Annotated in this window: 23 protein-coding genes and 3 tRNA genes; 10 read left to right on the forward strand and 16 right to left on the reverse strand. The window is 72.6% G+C overall.

Annotated features, from left to right (window positions below):
- Positions 1-17: 17 nt before the first annotated feature.
- The gene (locus ACIRG9_RS10850; protein WP_402853409.1) at positions 18-1,100 is read right to left on the reverse strand and encodes a Glu/Leu/Phe/Val dehydrogenase; all 1,083 of its coding nucleotides are present in this window, start codon (positions 1,098-1,100) and stop codon (positions 18-20) included.
- Positions 1,101-1,273: 173 nt separating this feature from the next.
- Here ACIRG9_RS10850 and ACIRG9_RS10855 point away from each other — a divergent pair, with 173 nt between their 5' ends.
- Both ACIRG9_RS10855 and ACIRG9_RS10860 read left to right on the forward strand, forming a co-directional pair.
- Positions 1,274-2,113, forward strand: a complete 840-nt coding sequence (locus ACIRG9_RS10855; RefSeq protein WP_402853411.1) for a hypothetical protein — start codon at positions 1,274-1,276, stop codon at positions 2,111-2,113.
- A 254-nt stretch (positions 2,114-2,367) separates the two neighbouring features.
- Complete coding sequence (locus tag ACIRG9_RS10860) at positions 2,368-2,577, forward strand: BldC family transcriptional regulator (protein ID WP_007073996.1); 210 nt, start codon at positions 2,368-2,370, stop codon at positions 2,575-2,577.
- Between the two features lie 92 nt (positions 2,578-2,669).
- Here ACIRG9_RS10860 and ACIRG9_RS10865 read toward each other — a convergent pair whose 3' ends face one another.
- Positions 2,670-3,080: a PPOX class F420-dependent oxidoreductase gene (locus tag ACIRG9_RS10865; protein WP_402853414.1), complete on the reverse strand. Its 411-nt coding sequence runs from the start codon at positions 3,078-3,080 to the stop codon at positions 2,670-2,672.
- Between the two features lie 54 nt (positions 3,081-3,134).
- Between ACIRG9_RS10865 and ACIRG9_RS10870 the strand changes: the two genes are divergently transcribed.
- A complete protein-coding gene (locus tag ACIRG9_RS10870; RefSeq protein ID WP_402853417.1) occupies positions 3,135-3,911 on the forward strand; it encodes a class I SAM-dependent methyltransferase in 777 nt (258 codons plus the stop codon).
- Positions 3,912-3,982: 71 nt separating this feature from the next.
- On the opposite strand, the gene ACIRG9_RS10875 is transcribed toward ACIRG9_RS10870, so the two are convergent.
- Complete coding sequence (locus ACIRG9_RS10875; protein WP_402853420.1) at positions 3,983-4,258, reverse strand: hypothetical protein; 276 nt, start codon at positions 4,256-4,258, stop codon at positions 3,983-3,985.
- 164 nt (positions 4,259-4,422) lie between these two features.
- Between ACIRG9_RS10875 and ACIRG9_RS10880 the strand changes: the two genes are divergently transcribed.
- Together ACIRG9_RS10880 and ACIRG9_RS10885 are read left to right on the forward strand one after the other, a co-directional pair.
- Positions 4,423-5,280 (forward strand): 3-hydroxyacyl-CoA dehydrogenase family protein, encoded by an 858-nt coding sequence (locus ACIRG9_RS10880; protein WP_402853423.1) that lies wholly within the window; start codon positions 4,423-4,425, stop codon positions 5,278-5,280.
- Entirely contained in the window at positions 5,277-6,020 is a 744-nt protein-coding gene (locus tag ACIRG9_RS10885) for an enoyl-CoA hydratase/isomerase family protein (protein WP_402853426.1), read from the forward strand. The genes ACIRG9_RS10880 and ACIRG9_RS10885 overlap by 4 nt, the downstream gene beginning before the upstream one ends.
- A 59-nt stretch (positions 6,021-6,079) precedes the next feature.
- Here the strand turns inward: ACIRG9_RS10885 and ACIRG9_RS10890 are convergent, their stop codons facing one another.
- The gene (locus ACIRG9_RS10890) at positions 6,080-7,423 is read right to left on the reverse strand and encodes an ABC transporter substrate-binding protein (protein WP_402853429.1); all 1,344 of its coding nucleotides are present in this window, start codon (positions 7,421-7,423) and stop codon (positions 6,080-6,082) included.
- 166 nt (positions 7,424-7,589) lie between these two features.
- Between ACIRG9_RS10890 and ACIRG9_RS10895 the strand changes: the two genes are divergently transcribed.
- Both ACIRG9_RS10895 and ACIRG9_RS10900 read left to right on the forward strand, forming a co-directional pair.
- Complete coding sequence (locus ACIRG9_RS10895) at positions 7,590-7,979, forward strand: hypothetical protein (protein WP_402853432.1); 390 nt, start codon at positions 7,590-7,592, stop codon at positions 7,977-7,979.
- 37 nt (positions 7,980-8,016) lie between these two features.
- Positions 8,017-8,724 (forward strand): DUF2786 domain-containing protein, encoded by a 708-nt coding sequence (locus tag ACIRG9_RS10900; RefSeq protein WP_402853435.1) that lies wholly within the window; start codon positions 8,017-8,019, stop codon positions 8,722-8,724.
- A 54-nt stretch (positions 8,725-8,778) separates the two neighbouring features.
- Here the strand turns inward: ACIRG9_RS10900 and ACIRG9_RS10905 are convergent, their stop codons facing one another.
- The 8 genes from ACIRG9_RS10905 to crtI form a co-directional block, all read right to left on the reverse strand.
- Positions 8,779-9,291 carry an SRPBCC family protein gene (locus ACIRG9_RS10905; RefSeq protein ID WP_402853438.1) on the reverse strand — a complete coding sequence of 171 codons (513 nt, stop codon included), beginning with the start codon at positions 9,289-9,291 and terminating at the stop codon, positions 8,779-8,781.
- 240 nt (positions 9,292-9,531) lie between these two features.
- Positions 9,532-9,605 (reverse strand) — tRNA-Phe (locus ACIRG9_RS10910).
- A 73-nt stretch (positions 9,606-9,678) separates the two neighbouring features.
- Positions 9,679-9,752 (reverse strand) — tRNA-Asp (locus ACIRG9_RS10915).
- 32 nt (positions 9,753-9,784) lie between these two features.
- Positions 9,785-9,857 (reverse strand) — tRNA-Glu (locus ACIRG9_RS10920).
- Positions 9,858-10,011: 154 nt separating this feature from the next.
- On the reverse strand, positions 10,012-10,806 hold the full coding sequence (locus ACIRG9_RS10925; RefSeq protein ID WP_402853441.1) for a polysaccharide deacetylase family protein: 795 nt from the start codon (positions 10,804-10,806) through the stop codon (positions 10,012-10,014).
- Between the two features lie 76 nt (positions 10,807-10,882).
- Complete coding sequence (locus ACIRG9_RS10930; protein ID WP_402853444.1) at positions 10,883-11,830, reverse strand: MerR family transcriptional regulator; 948 nt, start codon at positions 11,828-11,830, stop codon at positions 10,883-10,885.
- Positions 11,820-12,506, reverse strand: a complete 687-nt coding sequence (gene idi / locus ACIRG9_RS10935) for an isopentenyl-diphosphate Delta-isomerase (protein ID WP_402853447.1) — start codon at positions 12,504-12,506, stop codon at positions 11,820-11,822. The genes ACIRG9_RS10930 and idi overlap by 11 nt, the downstream gene beginning before the upstream one ends.
- Before the next feature lie 31 nt (positions 12,507-12,537).
- Entirely contained in the window at positions 12,538-14,019 is a 1,482-nt protein-coding gene (gene crtI, locus ACIRG9_RS10940; RefSeq protein WP_402853449.1) for a phytoene desaturase family protein, read from the reverse strand.
- A 130-nt stretch (positions 14,020-14,149) separates the two neighbouring features.
- Between crtI and ACIRG9_RS10945 the strand changes: the two genes are divergently transcribed.
- Positions 14,150-15,067, forward strand: a complete 918-nt coding sequence (locus ACIRG9_RS10945) for a phytoene/squalene synthase family protein (protein WP_402853452.1) — start codon at positions 14,150-14,152, stop codon at positions 15,065-15,067.
- A gap of 124 nt (positions 15,068-15,191) precedes the next feature.
- A complete protein-coding gene (locus ACIRG9_RS10950; protein ID WP_402853455.1) occupies positions 15,192-16,676 on the forward strand; it encodes a dihydrolipoyl dehydrogenase family protein in 1,485 nt (494 codons plus the stop codon).
- Between the two features lie 137 nt (positions 16,677-16,813).
- On the opposite strand, the gene ACIRG9_RS10955 is transcribed toward ACIRG9_RS10950, so the two are convergent.
- A complete protein-coding gene (locus ACIRG9_RS10955) occupies positions 16,814-18,391 on the reverse strand; it encodes a carboxylesterase/lipase family protein (RefSeq protein WP_402853458.1) in 1,578 nt (525 codons plus the stop codon).
- Between the two features lie 138 nt (positions 18,392-18,529).
- On the opposite strand from ACIRG9_RS10955, the gene ACIRG9_RS10960 reads away from it, so the two are divergent.
- Entirely contained in the window at positions 18,530-19,108 is a 579-nt protein-coding gene (locus tag ACIRG9_RS10960) for a TetR/AcrR family transcriptional regulator (RefSeq protein WP_402853461.1), read from the forward strand.
- Positions 19,109-19,134: 26 nt separating this feature from the next.
- On the opposite strand, the gene ACIRG9_RS10965 is transcribed toward ACIRG9_RS10960, so the two are convergent.
- The 3 genes from ACIRG9_RS10965 to ACIRG9_RS10975 form a co-directional block, all read right to left on the reverse strand.
- On the reverse strand, positions 19,135-19,899 hold the full coding sequence (locus ACIRG9_RS10965; RefSeq protein WP_402853464.1) for a crotonase/enoyl-CoA hydratase family protein: 765 nt from the start codon (positions 19,897-19,899) through the stop codon (positions 19,135-19,137).
- A gap of 238 nt (positions 19,900-20,137) precedes the next feature.
- Positions 20,138-20,329, reverse strand: coding sequence for a DUF397 domain-containing protein (locus ACIRG9_RS10970; RefSeq protein ID WP_402853466.1), 192 nt, complete (start codon positions 20,327-20,329; stop codon positions 20,138-20,140).
- Entirely contained in the window at positions 20,320-21,087 is a 768-nt protein-coding gene (locus tag ACIRG9_RS10975; RefSeq protein ID WP_402853469.1) for a Scr1 family TA system antitoxin-like transcriptional regulator, read from the reverse strand. Before ACIRG9_RS10975 ends, ACIRG9_RS10970 begins: the two co-directional genes overlap by 10 nt.
- Between the last annotated feature and the right edge of the window lie 29 nt (positions 21,088-21,116).

Below are 21,116 nucleotides of genomic sequence, written 5' to 3' on the forward strand. Positions count from 1 at the left end.
CGCCCCCGGCGTGATGTTCACCGCACGCGGATGGTGCGGAGCCGGCCGACCTCGGCCATCCGTCGCTCGGCGAGCCGGTCCGCGGCCACCGCGGGCGGCACGCCCTCGTCGTCGGCGAGCCGCAGGATCTCCCGGGTGGTGTCGAAGATCCGGGTGGCGCGCAGCTTGGCCCGCTCGAAGTTGAAGCCCTCGATCTCGTCGGCGACCTGGATCACGCCGCCGGCGTTCACGACGTAGTCGGGGGTGTAGAGGATGCCCCGGTCGGCGAGGACCTTCTCGATGCCCGGGTGGGCGAGCTGGTTGTTCGCCGCCCCGGTGACCACCTTGGCCCGCAGCACCGGCACGGTGTCGTCGTTCAGGGCGCCGCCCAGCGCGCACGGGGCGTACACGTCGATGTCGGCGGCGATCAGGGCGGCGGTGTCGTCGACCAGCTCGACCTGCGGGTGGGTGGCGCGCACCCACTCCAGGGCCTGCGGGTTGACGTCGGTCGCCACGACCTCGGCCCCGTCCTCCAGCAGGTGCCCGGTCAGGTACTTGCCGACCTTGCCCAGGCCGGCCACGCCGACCCGCCGGCCGGCGAGCGTCGGGCTGCCCCAGGCGTGCTCGGCGGCGGCCCGCATGCCCTGGAAGACGCCCCAGGCGGTCAGGATCGAGGAGTCGCCAGCGCCGCCGTGCTCCAGGCTGCGGCCGGTGACGTACCGCGTCTCACGGGCGATCACGTCCATGTCGGCCACGTAGGTGCCGACGTCGCAGGCGGTGTAGTAGCGCCCGGCCAGCGACTCCACGAAACGGCCGTACGCACGCAGCAGCGGCTCGCTCTTGATCTGCTCCGGGTCACCCCAGATGACGGCCTTGCCGCCGCCGAGGTCGAGACCGGCCAAGGCGTTCTTGTACGCCATGCCGCGGGACAGATCGAGCACGTCGGCGAGAGCCGCCTCCTCGCTCGCGTACGGGTAGAACCGGGTGCCGCCGAGCGCGGGGCCCAGCGCCGTGGAGTAGATCCCGATGATCGCCTTGAGACCGGACTGCTTGTCCTGGCAGAACACGACCTGTTCGTGACCGGTGGACCCCGGGTCCTCGGTGGTGGCGAATACGCCCATGGCTGACTCCTGTGACGGTGTGCGCCCTTGTGAGGCGCGGACCTGGTGACGCGCCGGCGGGATGCTGCCGGTGCTGCTGAGCCTAATATCGGCCGAAGCCGTACTGTCGCGCACGGCAGGTCCCCATGTCACGCCGGCAACGTACGGGTCTCGACTCGTGGGAGGATCGCGCCGTGCCGTCGCTTTTCGCTTCTTACCTGCGCGTGTACGAGCCGCTGACCGCCTTCGACCGGGACCGGCAGTCGTTCTGGCGCCGTTACGTCGACGACGGCCGGGCCGTCGCGCCGTTGGAGGGGCCGGTCCGGCAGCGGACCGCGGTGATCGAGGCGCTCGGCGCGGGCTGGACCCGGCTGCCGGACCTGCCGGACGAGGCGTACGTGCTGGAGTCCGACGACTCGCTGCTGATCTGCCCGTGGAACCTGCGGATCCGGGTGGCCGAGGCGGCGCTGAGCGCCCGGGACGGGGTGCCGACGGTGCTGGCCGACGCGTTCGTCCCGCCGGTCCTCGCCGGCCAGGCCAAGGCGGTGGTGGAGGACTGGCGCAGTGGGGCGCGGGTGCTGGAGCACGGGGTGCCGCGGGTGCACGAACAGATCGCCACCTGGGGGGTGCCGCTGCGCTGGTTCGTGCTCTTCGACGCGCAGGAGCGGCACCTGGTGACGGCGCCGGACCGGCGGGCGCTGCGCTACCGGACCGAGATCTCGAAGGCGCGCCGACGGTCGTCCCGGGCGCTGTCCGTGTTGCGCAAGTCGGTCGGGGAGGCCCCGATCACCGAGGCGGTCGAGGAGGCCGCCCGCTGGCTGGAGGAGTTCCACCCGCGCTCGGTCGTCGAGCTGGACTACGGCGGCCTGGTCCAACTGCTGCCGGACGAGACCCTGCTGGCCGACGACTCGCCCGAGCTGGTCGCGACCGGGCTGGCCGGGCTCTCCCGCGGCGAGGCCGAGGAGGCTTCGGAGGCGTACGACAAGCTGGTCGCGCGGTGGCGGGCGGTGCAGTTGCTGGAGCGCTGCAATTAGCCGGAATTATCCGGCCGAGGCCCTTTCGAGGCGAGAGTGTCTCGTAGTTGATGCATCACGACCCGTGATCATGAGTCCGAATAAGGTACTTTCTGCCGCATAAAAGTAGTAAAAATCGGGCATGGTTCATCCGTCCGTCTAGGGACCTTCAGCCGTTCGGCCCATGTCGGACATCGGGGACTAGCCGGACCATGGGAGACGCGTCGGCCGGCGGGACCCCGGCCGATGTCTATACATGTGGAGGAGAGACCCCGATGGCATCGCGAACGCATGAACCAGAGCCGCTACTCACACCGGCCGAGGTGGCGTCGATGTTCCGTGTCGACCCGAAGACGGTGACCCGGTGGGCCAAGGCCGGCAAGCTTAGCGCGATCCGGACCCTGGGCGGACACCGCCGTTACCGCGAGTCGGAGGTTCGGGCCCTGCTGCAGGGGCAGATCCCCCAGCAGCGTCAAGGGGACTGACGACCCGGACGAATACTCAGGCGTTCCGATCAGGGGCGGCCGGACGTACGCGACAGCGACGATCCGCCGCCCTTAGTCGTCTCCGGCGCTCCTCACCCGTCTCCGGGGCTCGCCGTCGCCGCCCGATCCTCCAGCACGATCCGCAGCCCCACCGTGCCACACTCCCCCCGGCGCAGCCGGCTGCCCAGCAGGCCCAGCCGGCCGATCAGCCGGTACTTCTGCTTCAGCAGCCCCCGGATCCGCCGCGTGCCGACCAGGTCGCTGACCGCCGCGCGTCCCGGCACCGCCGCCCCGCGCGGCCGTCCGCGCACGTCGCACGGGGCCACCGTCACCCGGCCGTTCCGCCGGATCCGCTTGACCTTGCCGGTGTCCGACGCGGTCCACACCGCCAGCGCATCCCCGTCGCGCACCGCCCAGACCGGCGTCGGCACCGCCCGCCCGTCCCTGCGGAACGTCGTGAGCAGCACATACTTCTCCGCCGCGAGGCGGTCCAGGTCGGTCACGCCGCCCAGGATAAGGCCGCGACAGGCCAGCCGAGCCCGGTTAGCGTGATCGCTGTGACCGGGGAACCCACGATCGGCGACGTGTTCGGCGAGATGATCCGTGACGCGTACGCCGTCGCCACCGGCGTCGGCCCCCGGCCGCTGGCCGGCGGACGGCTGCCCCGGCCGGTCATCGAGATCATCGAGCGGGACGACGGCCTGGTCAACGGCGCTCCCGCCGGCCACTATCTGGACCCGCCGGAGGCATGGCAGCCGTACGACCACCGGGCCGTGGAGCGGGTACGCGGGCACGCGCTGGACGTCGGCGTCGGCGCCGGCCGGATCGCGCTGCACCTCCAGCAGCGCGAGGTGCCGGTCACCGGCCTGGACACCTCGGCCGGCGCGCTGCGGGTCTGCCGGCACCGGGGCGTACGCGACCTCGTGCACCGCACCGTCGACCAGCACGTCGCCGACGGCCGGCGGTACGACACCTTCCTGCTGCTGGGCAACAACCTCGGGCTGATCGAGGGGCGGGAGCGGGCGGCCGGGTTCCTGGCCGCCCTCGCCGCGCTGGCCCGTCCCGGCGCGCAGGTGATCGCCCAGGGCACCGACCCGTACGGCACCACGGACCCGGTGCAGGTCAGCTACCACGAGCGCAACCGGCGGCGGGGCCGGCTCGGCGGCCAGCTCCGGCTTCGGCTGCGCTACCGGCTGCTCGGCACCGAATGGTTCGACTACCTGGTCTGCTCGGCCGACGAACTGGCCGGGCTGGTCCACGGCTCGCCGTGGCGACTGGTCGACGTGGACGACCGCGACCACCCCTACTACCTGGCCACCCTCCAACTGGCCTGAGCGCGGGCTCGGAGGGTCAGGAAGGGCACCCTGCAATCGCCAGGCGTCAACACGGTGCCCTTCCTTTCGGCTCAGGCCTGGACGGTCGGGGAGTGCTGCTCCGGCGGGAGACCGCCGTCGCCGTCGACCACCTCGTCCGGCGTCCCGTCCTCGTCGATGTCGACCATGGTGATGTCCACCTTGCCGTCACCGTCCGTGTCGAACTGGAACACGTCGGCCTTCCCGTCGCCGTCGGTGTCCACCACCCACACGTCGGTCCGCCCGTCGTGGTTGGTGTCGGCGCGGAGCAGGTCCACCCGCTCGTCGCCGCGCGTCTCCACGCTCTGCGCGTTCTCCGCCTGACTCATCTCGATCCTTCCGTCGGCTTGGCCGTCGTCTGTACCCGGTGCGCCGCGCCCCCACGCACGCCACTCCGGTCGGCCCTGCATAGGGTCGCATCCAGGAACGAGCGGAGCGGGCGGCCGGGCGCGGCGGAGACCCCGTGCGCCACCGCACGCGGCGAGGGGACGTCATGAGTGGTCGTTTTGTGGTCGTCGGGGCCGGCACCATGGGCCTCGGCATCGCGTACGTGGCGGCCGGCGCCGGGTACGCGGTCGAACTGGTCGAGGTGGACCCGGCGCGCGGCGACGCCGCCGTACGGCGCCTCGGTGAGCTGTGGGAGCGCGGGGTGCAGCGCGGCAAGCTGACCGTCGAGGAGGCGGCGGCGAACCGGGAGCGGGTCACCCTGCGGGCCGGGCTGGCCCAGGTTGCCGAGGGGGCCGACGTGATCGTGGAGGCGGTCCCCGAGCGGCTCGACCTCAAGCGTTCGGTGCTGCTGGAGGCCGAGGCGCGGCGTCCCGCCCTGCTCGGCAGCAACACCTCCAGCATCCCGATCGCCGAACTGGCCGAGGGGCTGGCGCGGCCCGCCGACTTCGTCGGGCTGCACTTCTTCAACCCGGTCTGGGCGATGGCGCTGCTGGAGATCGTGGTCGGTCCGGCCACCGCGCCGGAGACCACCGAGGCGGCCGTCGCGCTCGCCGGCCGGCTGGGCAAGGATCCCGTCGTCGTACGCGACATGCCCGGCTTCGCCACCTCCCGGCTCGGGGTCACCCTCGGTCTGGAGGCGATCCGGATGGTCGCCGACGGGGTGGCCAGCCCCGGCGACATCGACAAGGCGATGGTGCTCGGCTACCGGCACCCGGTCGGCCCGCTGGAGCTGACCGACCTGGTCGGGCTGGACGTCCGACTCGACATCGCCCGCACCCTCCAGGCCGCGTACGGGGACCGGTTCGCGCCGCCCCCGCTGCTGGAGCAGATGGTCGCCGAGGGGAAGCTCGGCAAGAAGTCCGGTCAGGGCTTCTACACCTGGGAAGGCGGGGTCAAGCAGTGACCGGTTTGCGGGTCGAGGAGCTGCCGGACCGGCTGGTGGTCACGCTGGACCGGCCGGAGAAGCGCAACGCCATCGACGCCGACCTGATCGCCGAGCTGCATGCCGTCTGCGCCGAGCTGGAGGCGCGGCCCCGGCTGCTGCTGCTCACCGGCGGGGCGGAGGGAGTCTTCGCCGGCGGGGCGGACATCGGCCAGCTCCGCGAGCGCGGTCGGCTGGACGCGCTGGCCGCGATCAACCAGGCCGCCTTCGCCCGGATCCGGGCACTGCCGATGCCGACCGTGGCCGCCGTGGACGGCCCGGCGCTGGGCGGCGGCGCCGAGCTGGCGTACGCCTGCGACCTGCGGGTATGCACGTCGCGTGCGGTGTTCGGCCAGCCCGAGGTGCGGTTGGGCATCCTCGCCGGCGCGGGCGCGACCTACCGGTTGCCGGCGCTGGTCGGCGAGGCCCGGGCCAAGGAACTGCTCTTCACCGGCCGCCGGGTGGACGCCGACGAGGCGCTGCGGATCGGCTTGGTCAACCGGGTGGTGGCGGAGCCGGCGGAGCTGCTGCCCGCCGCGCACGGTCTGCTCGACGAGATCGCCAAGGGCTCGGCGCTGGCCGTGCGGCTGACCAAACTGGCCGTGGACGCCCCGCCCGCCGCCCACCCGCAGCTCGACCTGCTCAGCCAGGCGGTGCTCTTCGAGGACGAGGAGAAGCACCGGCGGATGACCGAGTTCCTGGAGCGGCGCCGGCCCCGCTGACCGGGCCGAAAAGGACGAGGGCCGCACCCGTTCACCCGGGTGCGGCCCTCGTCGTCGGTTCATTGCCGGAGCTGTGTTCCGGCGTCGGCCAGCGCGGTGATCACGTGCGCGGACTCCGCGAAACCGATGATGAGGACGGCATCCGCCCCGTAGTCCTTTATCTCCTTGGCGCCGGCGGAGAAGTCCACCGGGGTCTGCGGGTCGGCCGGCGGCTCGTAGGCGAGCAGCTTGACCCGGTCGGCGCCGAAGCCGACCCGTTCCAGCTCGACGCGGACGTTCTCCTGGAGGCCCTCGCCGTAGGAGTCCTTGCGGGCCACGATGGCGATCTTGTGCGGGCCGTCGCGCACGATCACGTCGGCCAGCGCCCGGCCCTGGAGAGTGTCCGGGGGCGCGGTGCGGAAGTAGAGACCGTTGTCCTCCACCTTGCTGAGCCCGGCGTCCGTGTTGGACGGGGAGAAGAGCACCCGGCCTGCGGCGACCACGTCCGGCAGGACCGCGCGGGTGACGCCCGAGGCACCCGCGCCGATGATGACGTGCACGCCCCTCTGCACGTGCGAGGCGACCGTGGCCTTGGCGACCTCCGGGCTGGTGCCGTCGTCGCCCTCGATCCAGACGGCCGGCTTGCCGAGCACGCCGCCGGCCGCGTTGATCTCCTTGATCGCGAGCGCCGCGGCGGCCCCCATCGACGGGTAGAGCAGCGAAAGGTCACCGGTCATCGGCAGCAGCCCGCCGAAGACCAGCGGGGCGTCCGCGGCCTTGTCACCGGCGCGTTGCTTCTTCGCCGGGGGCGGCGTCTCGGTGCTCGCCGCCGACTCCTCACCGGCGCCGACGAATTCGGTCTTGCCGTCGTCGAGCTTCTCGTGGTCGAAGTGCACGGTGGCGTAGCTGGCCGTGGACGGCTCTCCGGCGTCGGTGAACCCGGACCGGGTCACCGACACCCCGCGGTACTCGATGTCCCGCCCCTGCCGGGCCAGCTGCAGGCAGGACGCCGGGTCCTGGCAGCGCTCACCGTCGGTGGTCACCCCGACGATCTGCTTGGCGATGGCGGCCGGGTCGGTGGTGCCGGCGAGCTGGGCGGCCAGGGCGCCGATCACCATCGCGTCGTACGTCTCACCGGCGTAGGTGTAGTCCGTCAACTTGGGATCTACGCTGCGGAGTCGTTCCGTGAAGTTCTCCTGCAGCGCGGTCATCGGCATGGTTCCCTTCATGCCGTTGACCAGGCTGGCGCGGCCCGCAAGTTTCTCGGCAAACGAGTTCGCCATGTTGCCATCGGTGCCGTAGAGGCGCACCTGGGTGTCGGTGGTCGCCTCCTCGGGCTGGTCGCCCCCGCAGGCGCTGGTAGCGAGCAGGAGCACCGCGCCGGCCGCAGCGATGGCTGCGCGCGACGCGCGAAACTTGGGCATGGTCGTCCTTCCTCCGCCGAAGGTCCGCTGCGCACATTAGCGTGCCGCTGCCGGTGGCGGGACCGTGGATGGCGCTCCGTCAGGAGCTTGACTGCGGATATCACCCAGCGTGACGGGTGGGCTGTTTCGGGGTCACGGCTTGACCCTCCGTCCTACTGTTCGGCAGGTGACCGACGTAGCACAGCAGACGCTGGACGACGCGACCGCCGTGCTCCGCTCGGCCCTGGCCGGCGACGGGGACGCGGTGGTGGGCGCCTTCGACGCCGTGGTGGACCGGTCCGGCCTCGCCGGGGCGTACGGGGTGGCGTGGTGCCTGGCCGCCACCATGCTCGGTGACGACGCTCCGGCCGGCGGCTGCGCCCTGGACTTCCCCGACATCGACCGAGCCGACTACGACACCCGCTGGGTGGCCCGCTTCGTCAGCGCGTACGCCAACGACGACGCCGACACGGGTGAGGCCCTCTTCGGGGCCGCGGCGGCCGATGGGCTGCTGCCGGACTGCCTGCTCACCCTCGCCGGGTCGACGGTGGCGACGCTGCGCAGCCGGGCGAGCTGAGCGCCGCGACGGATCCGGGCTGTGGTAGCTCTGGAGCATGTCCGAGGCGATGCTGAGCAAGGTCCGCAAGCTGCTCGCGCAGGCCGAGGACCCGGCCTGCACACCCGCCGAGTCGGCGGCCTTCATGGCCAAGGCGACCGAGCTGATCGCCCGCTACGGCGTTGACCGGGCGCTGCTGGCCGCCCGCGAACCGGCCACCGACCCGGTCGGCGACCGGATCGTCGAGGTGGTCGCTCCGTACGCCCGGGACAAGGCCGGCCTGCTCGCGGCGGTCGCCGACCCGCTGCGCTGCCGCTGCGTACGCCGCCGGGAGGGCACCGGCTTCGCGATGCACCTGTTCGGCTTCGCCAGCGACCTGGAACGCGTCGAGCTGCTGTTCACCTCGCTGCTGGTGCAGGCCGCGCACGGGCTGGCCGGCGTACCTGTACCGGCCGGGGAGCATCCGGCCGCGTTCCGTCGTAGCTGGCTGGCCGGCTTCGCCCACACCGTGGCGGACCGGCTGCGCGTGGCCGAGGCCGACGCGGTCGCCGGAGCCGGCGCACCCTCGACGGCGCTGGTGCTGGCCAACCGCTCCGACCGGGTCCAGCGCCGGCTCGCCGACGTGTATCCACGGCTGCGTACCGCGCCGCCCCGCCGGCTCGCCGGCACCGGCTTCGGCTCCGGGGTGGCGGCGGGCCGTCGGGCCCACCTGGGCGGCACCACAGTCACCGGGCGCGGCGCCGCGGCACGGGACATCGAGCGATGACTCCTCCATCCCGGTGGTTGAGGCCGGGCGGCGCGATCGCCGGTTTGCCGCCGCTCAGCGACTGCGGGCGACCGTGGCGAGGTAGCGGCAGAGGAGCTCGTGCCAGCCGGCGGTGAGCGCCTTGCGGTAGCCCTCGGCGGCCGCGCCGTGCCGGTCGAAGTACCGGTGCTCGACCTCGACCCGGGTGCGCTCCGACCCCTCGGATAGGAAGAGCACCTCCACCTCGCTGGCCTGCGCCGGGTCCGGCACCGGCACCCGGTCCGGCCCGATCTGCCAACTGAAGACGAGCCGGCGGGGCGGGTCCCAGGTCAGCACCCGGCCCCAGTCGCTGCGGAAGCCGTACGGGCCGATCTCGTAGAACATTCCGCCGGCCCGGGGCTCGACCCCCAGACAGGCCAGCGCCGCTGGCCCGGACCAGGTGTATTCGCGTACCCACCAGTCGGCCAGCGAGCCGGTGAAGACGGCGAACGCCCGCTCGGCGGAGGCAGGGACGAAGAGCATGCTACGGAGGGAGAAGCGATCGAATTCCTGGCGGACCTCATCCGGATCGACCATCTCCTGTCCCATAGGCCGGACCATACCGGCTGCTGCCCCCCGGTGCAGCCGGCAAACCGACGCCTACCCGTCATCGATAGGGATGGCTCCCGCCCAGCCCGGTTGATCAAGAACTTTGCGTCCGGATCACGCCGATTTTCAGACGCAAGCTCCTTGATCAACAAGGGTGGTGGGGCGGCCGGGGCATATACAGCAAGATCCCCACCGGCGTTTCCGCTGGTGGGGATCTCTGTAGCCCGGCGAAAGGCTATGTGGCCAGGGGCGGGGTCGAACCGCCGACCTTCCGATTTTCAGTCGGACGCTCGTACCAACTGAGCTACCTGGCCGTGGTGCTCGGCTCATGCTACCGCACGGGCCGATACGCAGAACGCCGCGCGTAGTGCGCGGCGTCAGCGCTTGCGGTCCTGACGGGACTTGAACCCGCGACCTCCGCCTTGACAGGGCGGCGAGCACTCCAACTGCTCCACAGGACCTGGCTGGTGTTGCATCCGGCTGAGCCGGACCGTGCCCCCAACGGGATTCGAACCCGTGCTACCGCCTTGAAAGGGCGGCGTCCTGGGCCGCTAGACGATGAGGGCGGCCCCGCCATCATTGCACATCGCAAGTTCTGGCGGACTTGCTCCCATCCGGCCCCGCCGGAGGCATGAGAAGCATATGCCATGCCCCGGCGGTCGACCAAACCGGTATCCCCCTGCTCCAATCACCGGGCGAAACCGCAGGTCAGTGGGCCGGTCAGGGGAGCGGGGAGATCCCGTACCGCTTCTTCAGGTCGGGAATCAGTTGCCGGCAGGCGGCCATGGTCTGCTTCCGGTCACCGCCCCCGTCGTGCATCAGCACGATCGAGCCAGGGCGGGCCGCCGCCTCCACCCGCTTGATGATCGTCTTCGCGTTGGGGTGGTTCCAGTCCTGCGGGTCGACGGTCCAGTGCAGCGGGCGCATGCCGAGCTCGCGCGCCACCGCCACATCCTCCCCCGTCCATCGGCCGCCGGGCTGACGGAACCAGGTGATCTTGGCGTTCGGCACGGCGGCGCGGATCGCCCGGTTCGTCCGTGTCAGGTCGGCCTTGATGTCCGCCACCGGCCGCCGGCCGAGGTTGAGGTCGTGCCGCCAGCTGTGGTTGCAGAGCTGGTGGCCCTCCCGGGCGATCCGCGCCACCAGCTCCGGGTAGCGCTCGGCCTGCTTGCCGATCAGGCAGAACGTCGCGGTGACGTGGGCTGCCCGCAGCTGGTCGAGGATCTGCGGCGTCCACCGCGGATCCGGGCCGTCGTCGAAGGTCAGCGCCACCGCATGGTCACCGCTGCGGCGGTGCAGCCCGGCGGGGAGGGTCTTCGGCAGCGGCCGCAGCTTCGGTTTCGGCGGCGGCGTGGTCCGGCTGGGCTGCGGGGTGGGCGTCGGCGTCGGCTCCGGGGTGGGCGAGCCGGAGGCAGGTTGGCCGGCCGCCCGGGGTGGGGTCTTGCCGGGTCCGCCACAGCCGGTGACCAACAGCACCAGGCCAAGGGCGAGCGCCAGCACGGCGCGTGAACGCATCGTCGCTCCCGAGAGGGGGTCGGGGTTACGCGGACCTCCGACCGTAGCCGAAGTGGGTCAAAAGTGGGAGAGGTGGTCAGGACATCGGCAAGCGGTCCTGCGATTCGCGTACGGCCACCGCCAGCGAGACCGCCTCGGCGAGATCCACCGGACGGACCACGCCGACCGGCAGCGTGTCGGCCCGCCAACCCGGCCCGGCGGCGAGCACCAGCAGGGGCCGGTGGGGGGCGGCGAGCAGCGTGGAGAGCTGATCCGGGTCGGCGGTCGCCCGGGTGTGCGACCAGAGTACGACGGCCGCCGGTCCGGTCCGGGTGACCGCCTCGACCAGGGCCGGCACGGGCACCCGCGCGCCCAGTATGCGACAGCCCACGCCCACCTCGGCGAGGGCGGCGCCCAGCGCGTCCAACGGCAGCGTGTGCTGCTCCTCGTCGGCGCAGGAGAGCAGGATCCGGGCCGGACCGGTGGCCGGGTGCACCCGGGTCATCGCGGTGAACGCCTCGGACACGCACCGGGACAGCAGATGTTCCACCTCGATCAGCCCGGCGGTGACGGCGTGCCGTTCGCCGATCCCGGCGAGCACCGGCCGGAGCAGCGTGTCCCAGGTCGTCACCACGCCGTCGGTGGCGAGAGCGTGTGCGATCGTCTCGCCGATGGCCGCCGAGTCGAGCCGCATCGCGGCGCGGGCCAGCCCGCGGGCGACCGGTCCGGCCCGGCCGACCGGGATGGTCGTCCCGCCGCCGGCCCGGGTCCCGTCCGGCCGGGTCGAGCGATCGGCATGTTCGGGTGGGGTCAGCGCCGGCGCCCGGCGGGCCCAGCGGGCGGCCTCCGCCGGGTTCACCCCTTCCGCGGTGAGCCGCCGCATGATCTCCAGGCGGGAGAGGTCGGTCGAGGTGTAGCGCCGGTGGTGCCCCGGTACGTGCTCGCTGGGCCCGAGTCCGTAGCGCTGGTGCCAGGTACGCAGCGTGGTGACCGCGACGCCCAGCGTCCGCGCGACGACACCCGCGCTCAGCGCCTCATCGGCCACCCGACCGCTCCGGAGCCCCATCGGCCGGCCCGCCGGACAAGACTGCGCCGCCGGACGAGGCTGCGCCGCCGGCCGCGCCCGGGGCCGTGCCGCCCGCGGTCGGGCCCGCCGAGTTCGCGCCGGGTCCGTCGGCGGTGGGGGCTGTGGGACGCAGCAGCCGGTCCACCACCCCGCTCAGCCACGGCGCGTACGCCTGGGGGGTGACGTCGAGGTCGGCCGCGAGCTCGTGCGGGTCGACCCAGCGCAGGGTGGCGATCTCGGCCGGATCGGGACGGGTGGGCAGGTCGGCCGGCACGTCGGCGCGCAGGACGTGGTCGTACTCGAACTCGACGCGGCCGGTGGTCGGGTCTTCGGCCTGGTAGAGGTGGACCCCGACCTCGGTGAGGTCGACGGGCGCGACGCCCAGTTCCTCGGCCAGCCGGCGGTTGGCGGCCTCGGCCAGGGGCTGGCCCGGCAGCGGGTGGCCGCAGCAGGAGTTGGCCCAGCGCAGCGGGAAGCGGGTCTTCACGGCGGCCCGCTGCTGGAGCAGGATCCGCCCGTCCGGGTCGACCAGCAGCACCGAGAACGCGCGGTGCAGCCGGCCCGGCGGCTGGTGGGCGGAGGCCACGGTGTCCGCGCCGATCGCCTGCCCGGCGTCGTCGACCAGCTCGACCAGGTGCGCTTCACGGGAGGTCACGGCACGGGCCCTTCCTTTGCGAACGCGGCGCTCACCGGGTGGCCCCGGTGATCCGCGAGGCGGCCAGCTTGCCGCTGATCAACACCATCGGTACGCCCACCCCCGGCTGCGTGCCGGAGCCGACGAAGACCACGTTGCCGAGCGCCCGGTGCAGGTTCGACGGGCGGAACGGTCCGGTCTGCCAGAAGTTGTGCGCGGCGGCGAACGGGGTGCCTGCGGCCATGCCCTGCTCCGCCCAGTCGGCCGGGGTGACCGTACGCAGCACCTCGACGCCGTCGCCGAAGCCGACGTAGCCCCGCTCCTCCAGCGTCTCGACGAGCTGGTCGGCGTAGCGGCGGGTCAGGTCGCCCCGCCAGGGCAACGGTGCCCGGTCGAGGTTCGGCACCGGGGCGAGCACGTAGTAGGTGTGCCGCCCGGCCGGGGCCACCGCGGGGTCGGTCCGGCTTGGGTTCGTCACCAGCAGCGACGGGTCGGTCATCAGCTCGCCGCGCCGGATCACCTGGTCGAACGTGCCCCGCCAGGACCGCCCGAAGTGGATGTTGTGGTGGGCGATCCGGGTGTAGCCCTGCGTCGACCCGACGTGCAGCACCACGCAGGAGGGCGAGTAGGTGAGCCGGCGCTGCCGGCCGGCGGGGAGCAGGTCGCGGTAGGCGACCGGCAGGTCCGGGTTGAGCACCACGACGTCCGCGGGGACGAACTCGCCGTCGGCGGTCACCACGCCGGTGGCCCGGCCGTTGGCCGTCTCCACCCGGGTCACCGTGGTGCCGTACCGGAGCTGCACACCGTGCTTCTCGGCCGCGCCGGCCATCGCCCGGGAGACCGCGTGGACGCCGCCGCGCGGAAAGGACACCCCGGCCACCGAGTCGAGGTACGCGATGACCGCGTAGATGGCGAGCGCGTCGTGCGGCGCGAGGCCGGCGTACATGGCCTGGAAGGAGAAGATCCGCTGGGTACGTGGGTCGTGGAAGAACTGGTTGATCTTCGTCTGGAGTCGCCGGAACGCCCCGTTGGCCAGCAGCTTCACCAGGTTGGCGGTGAGCAGGTCGGTCGGCGCGTCCAGGTTGCGTTCGATGAAGTCGGCCCGCTCCCACCGCCACAGGTCGCGGGCGTAGTCGACGAACCGCAGGTAGCCGTCGGCCTCGCGGGGGCCGCAGACCCGGGCGATCTCGGCCGCCATCCGGGTGGTGTCCGTGATCACGTCCAGCGTCGACCCGTCCGGGTAGTACGCCCGGTACGCCGGGTCCAGCGGGGTCAGGTCGAGCCAGTCGGTCAGCTCCTCGCCGACCGCGCCGAGCGCCTCGGCGATCAGGTCGGGCATGGTGAGCACGGTGGGGCCGGTGTCGAACTCGTACCCGTCGACGCTGAGCCGGCCGGCCCGCCCGCCCGGCACCGCCTCCCGTTCCAGGACGGTCACCTGCCGGCCACTGCCGGCCAGGTGCAGCGCGCAGGCCAACCCGCCAAGGCCGGCGCCGACGACGACCACCCGGTCCGTGCGTCCGGTCACGATCCGCACGGGACCACCTCCCTTACCGAGGCCGCGCGGCGCGGAACGCCTCGGCCGTGACCGCGCCGTTGGCCACGCGGCGAGCGTACCTTAGGGTACGAGTTGCGTCGATTTTTGCGTCGAATCTGGGGGAGGGTCGGTGGACACCGATCTCACGGCTGCCTACGACCGCTGCCGCGAGCTGCACCGACGCCACGGCCGGACCTACTATCTCGCCACCAGTCTGCTGCCCGCATGGAAACGGCGGCATGTCCACGCGTTGTACGGATTCACTCGCTACGCCGACGAGATCGTCGACCGGACCGAGGAGTTGCCGCCGGACGAGCGCGCCGACCAGCTACGGGAGTGGTCCGCCCGCTTCGCCGCCGGGCTGCGGGGTGAGCCGGTCGACGACCCACTGCTCCCGGCGGTGCTGCACACCATCGCCGTCTTCGACCTGGACCACGCCGACTTCACGTCGTTCCTGGGCAGCATGGCGATGGACCTGACGGTGGCGTCCTACCCGACCTACGCCGACCTGCTCGACTACATGGAGGGCTCGGCCGCCGTCATCGGCACCATGATGCTGCCGATCCTGGGCAGCTCCGACCCGGCCGCCGCCCGCGAGCCGGCCCGCCAGCTCGGCCTGGCGTTCCAGCTCACCAACTTCATCCGGGACGTCGCCGAGGACCTGGGCCGGGGGCGGACCTACCTGCCCGACGAGGACCTGGCCCGGTTCGACGTCACCCGGGACGACCTGTACGCGGCCCGGGCGGCCGGGCACGCCACTCCGAAGATCCGCGAGCTGGTCGAGTACGAGGTGACCCGTGCCCGGGCCCACTACGCGGCCGCCGCGCCGGGTGTCCCACTACTCACCGCCGCCTCGCAGTCCTGCATGCGCACCGCGTACGTGCTCTACGGCGGGATCCTCGACGAGGTGGCCGCCCAGCACTACGACGTCTTCGTGCGGCGGGCCCGCGTATCCGGGCGGCGGCGGCTGGCGGTCGCCGCGCGCTCGCTGCTCACCCCGGCCGGCACCCCGGTCGCGGGAAAGGAAGGGCCTCTTGTTAACGCCTAGCGTTGGATAAGGGCCCCTTCTTCCTTACTCGTCGGGCCACGGTAGGCGGTCGGTCCGGTGGCCGGCTCGGGAATTCCGGCGCGGCCGGGTCGCGGCCGATGCCGGGGTGCGGAATGCTGGCGGGATGGCGGAGCCAGAACTGGTGGACGTAATCGTGGTCGGGCTCGGCGTCGGCGGCGAGGAGGTGGCCGGGCGGCTCGCCGAGGCCGGCCTCACCGTCGTCGGGATCGAGCGGGACCTGGTCGGCGGCGAGTGCCCCTACTGGGGCTGCGTACCGAGCAAGATGATGATCCGGGCGGCGAACGCGCTGGCCGAGGCGCAACGCGTCAGTGTGCTCGCCGGTTCCGCGCAGGTCCAACCGGACTGGGCGCCGGTGGCGAAGCGGATCCGCGAGGAGGCCACCGACACCTGGGACGATCGGGTGGCGGTCGAGCGGTTCACCGGCAAGGGCGGCCGGTTCGTCCGGGGCAGCGGCCGGCTCGACGGCCCGGACCGGGTACGCGTCGGCGAGCAGGTCTTCCAGGCCCGGTACGGGATCGTGCTGGGCACCGGCACCCGCCCCTCGGTCCCGCCGATCGACGGCCTGGCCGACACCCCGTACTGGACGAACCATCAGGCGATCGAGGTCGAGGAGCTGCCGGAGTCCCTGCTGGTGCTGGGCGGGGGCGCGATCGGGCTGGAGTTGGCCCAGGTCTTCGCCAGGTTCGGTGTCCAGGTGACGGTGATCGAGGCGGCCGACCGGGTGCTCGCCATCGAGGAGCCGGAGGCGTCCGAGGTGGCCGCGCAGGCGCTGCGCGCCGACGGGGTGGAGATCCACACCGGCGTACGGGCCGGGCGGGTCGACCATGACGGCGGCCAGTTCACCGTGCGCGCCGACGGTGCCGAGTTCACCGGCGAGCAACTGCTGGTGGTGACCGGCCGCAAGGCGCACCTGGAGGAGTTGGGGCTGGACACCGTCGGCGTGGACGCCGCCCAGCGTTACCTGCCGGTCAACGCGCGGATGCACGTCACCGAGGGGATCTGGGCGGTCGGCGACCTGACCGGCGAGGGCGCGTTCACCCACATCGCCATGTACCAGGCGGCGATCGTCGTCGCCGACGTGCTCGACCACATGCGACGGATGAAGGGCGGCCCGGACGCCAGCGGCACCGCCAGCGTCGTCGGTGGCGCGGCCGGGGTGGTCAGCGCGGTCGGCGGGGCGATGAGCGCCGGCGGGTCGACCGCCGCGCCGGGCAGCGTCCCGTACGCCGACTACCGCGCGCTGCCCCGGGTCACCTTCACCGACCCCGAGGTCGGCGCGGTCGGCCTCACCGAACGGCAGGCCCGCGAGCGCGGCGTCAACGTCCAGGTCGGGTACGCGGACCTGACCGCCTCCGCCCGGGGCTGGATCCACAAGGCCGGCAACGCGGGCTTCATCAAGCTGATCGCCGACGCCGACCAGGGCGTGCTGATCGGCGCCACCTCGGCCGGCCCGGCCGGTGGCGAGGTGCTGTCCGGGCTGGTGGTGGCGGTGCACGCGGCGGTCCCGATCAGCCAGCTCCGGCACATGATCTACGCGTACCCGACGTTCCACCGGGCCATCGAGGACGCGCTGCGCAGCCTGCGCTAGCAGGTTCGCGGCAGATGGCCTGACGGTCGCCTGGAGTCTCGCCACCGCCCGGGTACGCCGTGAAGGCTGGGCGTTCACCGGCCCGCGGAACGGCCCCGGCGCGTGCGCGCCGGGGCCGCCCGGTGTGGCGTACCGGGTCAGCTCAGGCTGGACCAGAACGCGTACTGATGGTCGCGGACGAACTCGGTCGCCTGCCAGCGCCCCGAGGTCAGCGACTGCACGTGCGGGCGCTGGTCGGTGAACCGCTGCCAGCCGCCGTCCCCGCCGCCGTTCGGGTTGCCGCCCTCCGCGAACCGGGTCCACCCGCCGATCATCTGGTCGGCGAGCCGGTCCTGCTGTCGCGTCCGCGGCACGAAGAGGTCCAGGTCGAACAGGTACGCCAGCTCGGCCATGTGCTGCGCCCGCCACGGGAAGCTCGGCTCGTCGTAGCCCACGAACCACGGCGTCTTCTCCTCGGCGAACTCGAACATGTACGTCGTCGTCCACCTCGACAGCAGCTTCGCGGTGTCGTAGGTCGGCTTCGCCCAGTTCCGGTCGGTCCCGATCGTCGACAGGGCCAGCCCGGCGGAGTTGTCGTGGTCGGACAGGGGATAGTGGGCCAGGACCGCGTCGGCGTCGGCGCCGTACTGCTCACGGAGCGTCGGTTCGTACGCCTCCGCCGGGATGGGCGTCCCACCCGGGCCGATCTCCAGCCCGGCGTACCGGCCGTTCTCCTCGTCGTGGTTCACCCCGACGAGCACGGGGACGCGGTGGAACCGGCCGGCGCGGAACGCCTCCGCCGGGCTCAGCGGCAGTAGCGGCGTGCCGGATACCGGGCGCGGCTCGGCCCACGGCCCGTACGCGGCCAGCAGCTCGGCCACGGTGGTCTCGGACGACCGCAGGCAGGCGGCCACGTCGGCGGCGTCGTCGCAGCCGACGGCCTTGATCACGCCGGCGCTGTCGGCCTCCGCCTCGGCGCGGGTGCGGGAGCCGCCGGTGGCGCAGGGTGCGCTCTGGATGATCGCGCGGTCGAACAGGCCCGCCGACATCGGTGAGGCGAGATGGTCACAGACCGCGTACCCGCCGCCGGACTGGCCCATGATCGTGACGTTGCCGGCGTCGCCGCCGAACCGGTCGATGTTGGCACGCACCCAGCGCAGCGCGGCCTGCTGGTCTTCGAGGGCGAAGCTGCCCGAGCCGTTCGCCGAGCCGGCGTCGAGCGACGGGTGGGTGAGGAACGCCATGACGCCGAGGCGGTAGTTCATCGACACCACGACCGCGTTGGCGGCGAGGCGGTCCGGCCCGTACATGTCGCCGGTGCCGAACATCATGCTGCCGCCGTGGATCCACACGATCACTGGCAGGTCGTCGCCCTTGCGGCCGGGCGTGGTGACGTTCAGGTGCAGGCAGTCCTCCGCCTCGCCGGGTACGCCGACGGGCAGGCCGGCCGGCTGCGCGCAGGCCGGGCCCGGGCGGGTGGCGTCGCGTACGCCGGACCAGGGCGCGGTGGGCTCGGGTGAGGTCCAGCGGCCCGGCGGCGCGGCGTACGGGATGCCCTGGAAGGAGCGAAGGCCACCGTGGACGGTGCCGCGCACGCCGCCCTTGTCCGTGGTGACGACGGCGGGGTCGCCGGGGGTGGCGGTGGCGGGCGGGGCCGCGCAGATCGCGGCGGCGGCGAACGCGGCGGCGGCAAGGCACCCGAGGGTGCGCTTTCGAAATCGACCGGGGGTGTCCATGGTGGCTCTCCTGTGGTGGACGGGGACCGGAAGTAGTCGTGCCGGGAAACCGTAGATCAAATTTGGGCGATCGCGCAAGACGTTTGCCTGAGACGATTGCCTGAGACGGTTGCTCCAGGGATTGCTACCCTGCTGGCCATGGGAAACCGCGAAGCGCTCCTCGCCGGGGCCAGGACCTGCCTGCTCGACAAGGGCTTCGACCGCACCACCGTGCGCGACATCGCCACCACTGCGGGCGTCAGCATGGCCGCGATCGGCTACCACTTCGGCTCGCGGGAGAACCTGCTGTTCCAGGCCCTGTTCTCGATCCTCGACGAGTGGGGTGACGTCGCCGGGCGTGCACTCGTCCCCGCCGACGAGCCCGGCACGAACCCCGCTGAGGCGTACGAGCGAATGTGGGACGAACTCCTCGCGCAGGCCCACGCCCACCCGAAGATGTGGCTCGTCTCCATCGACCTGTTCCTGCGGGCGCAGCGGCAGCCCGACCTGCTGCCTCAGCTCAGCGAGGGCATGCGGCAGGGACGCAGCGGCATGGCGGCGATCCTGGAGAGCGTCCCCGAGACCGAGGTGCCGGAACGGTCCGTACGCACTCTCGGCATGGTCCAGCTCGCGCTGATGTCCGGCGTGATCATGCAGACGCTCTCCGACCCCGACAACCCCGTAACCGGTGCCGACGTGGTCGCCGGGCTGCGTGCGCTGGCGAAGATCACTGGCTGACAGCCGGCCTTCCCCGCCTCGCCCCGTTATTCGGGCGCGCCGCCGTGGCGGCCTGCGCCGGCGGTGAACCGGCTCGCGCCCCTCATCCCGTCGGTGATCAGGGACTCCATGCCGAAGGCCAGCTCGGTGGCCATCGCCTCCGGCTCGGGCAGTCCGGCGTTGGCGAGCAGCGCCGCCCGATCGTTGCGCAGGCAGGTCTGCGGATGCCGGGCGATCTCGGCGGCCAGCCGCTCGGCCTCCGCCCGGGCCGTACCCGGCGCGACCAGCCGGTTGACCAGGCCCATCGCGTACGCCTCGGCGGCGGGGACCGGACGGCCGGTGAGGATCAGGTCCATGGCCCGGCTCTCGCCGATCAGCCGGGGCAGCCGGACCGTTCCGCCGTCGATCAGCGGTACGCCCCAGCGGCGGCAGAACACGCCGAGCGTCGCGTCCGACTCGGCGATCCGCAGGTCGCACCAGAGCGCGAGTTCGAGGCCGCCAGCCACGGCGTACCCGGATATCGCGGCGAGCACCGGCTTGGACAGGCGCATCCGGGTCGGCCCCATCGGGCCGTCGCCCTCCGGTTCGACCCGGTTGCCGCGCGGCGTACCGATGGCCTTGAGGTCGGCGCCGGAGCAGAACGTGCCGCCGGCGCCCCACAGCACGGCGACCGCCGCGTCCGGGTCGGCCTCGAAGGCGCGGAAAGCGTCCGCGAGGGCTCGCGCGGTCGGGCCGTCGACGGCGTTCCGGGCCTCCGGCCGGTCCATGATCACCGTGGTCACCGGCCCGGCGTGCTCGACGCGTACCCCCATCGGGTCAGCATGCCCTCGACGGCGCCCGGAGCGCCAGGGATCGGCGCCGGTGCCGCGCGGGCGGGGCGGCCCACTGGCGGGCGGCGGATGCGGTGGGTGGGGTGCCGCTACTTGACGGTGTGCGGCGGGTTGGGTGCCGCGCGGAAGCAGGTTTCCGCGGGCCGACTCCGGATCTTGGACAGTTGCCGTCCGCCGGGAACGGCAACTGTCCAAGATCTGCGAACGAGCGGTGGATGCGTCAGGCGCGGGTGGGCGGCTGGGTGAGGAAGGCGCGCCAGACGGTGGGGGCGAAGGTGAGGGTGGGGCCGGTCGGGTCCTTGGAGTCGCGGACGGCGACCAGGCCGGGGAGGTTGTCGGCGACCTCGACGCAATCGCCGCCGTTGCCGCTGCTGCGGCTGCTCTTGCGCCACCGGGCGTTCGTCAACTCCATGTCTCCGCCACTTCCCTGATGAGATCGACCGACTGCCAGTGGGAGAGCGCCTCGCCGCGCACGTTCTCCCAAGCGGCCATTATTGCCGCGAGGTCATCGACGTCGCTAACCACTTGTCCTTCGAGCTGGTTGTCGAGGTAGCCGGCGAGCCGGTGGTCGGGGCAGGTGGCGAGCACGAACGGGCCGTTCAGGCCGGCGTAGGCGCCGACCGAGGACGGCACGACGTGCACCCGGATGTGCGGCTCCGCGCAGGCGGTCACCAGGGAAAGCAGCTGATCGCGCATGGTCTCCCGGCCGCCGACGGGCCGGCGGAGGATCCCCTCGTCGATCACGGCGGTGAGCTGGGGCGGGTCGTCGCGCCGCAGCACGCCCTGCCGGGTGAGCCGGGTCGTGACGTGCCGCTCGATGTCGGCTCGGGGGAGCGTGCCGGCCCCGGTGAGCACCGCCCGGGCATACGCCTCGGTCTGCAACAGGCCAGGCAGCACCACGGACTGAAAAGAGCGCAGCGCCACCGCCTCGCGCTCGATCTCCTGCCAGGGACGGAACCAGACCGGGTCACGACGTCTCGAAGTGTCCGGCCAAATGTCCCCGACGTCCCGGCCGAGCGCCTCCGCCGCCGCCACCCGATGCCTGCCATGCGGGATCCGATTCTCGCTCAGCCAGCGACCCACCGTTTTCGGGTCCACGCCCACCCGTTCGGCAAGCGACTCGGTGGTGTACCCGGTCTCGTCGAGCGCCACCCGTAGCGCGTCGTTCACGGTCCCTCCCCATTGGACGTCTCAAATAT

Source organism: Micromonospora sp. NPDC093277 (assembly GCF_044765245.1).
Taxonomy (GTDB): Bacteria; Actinomycetota; Actinomycetes; order Mycobacteriales; family Micromonosporaceae; genus Micromonospora.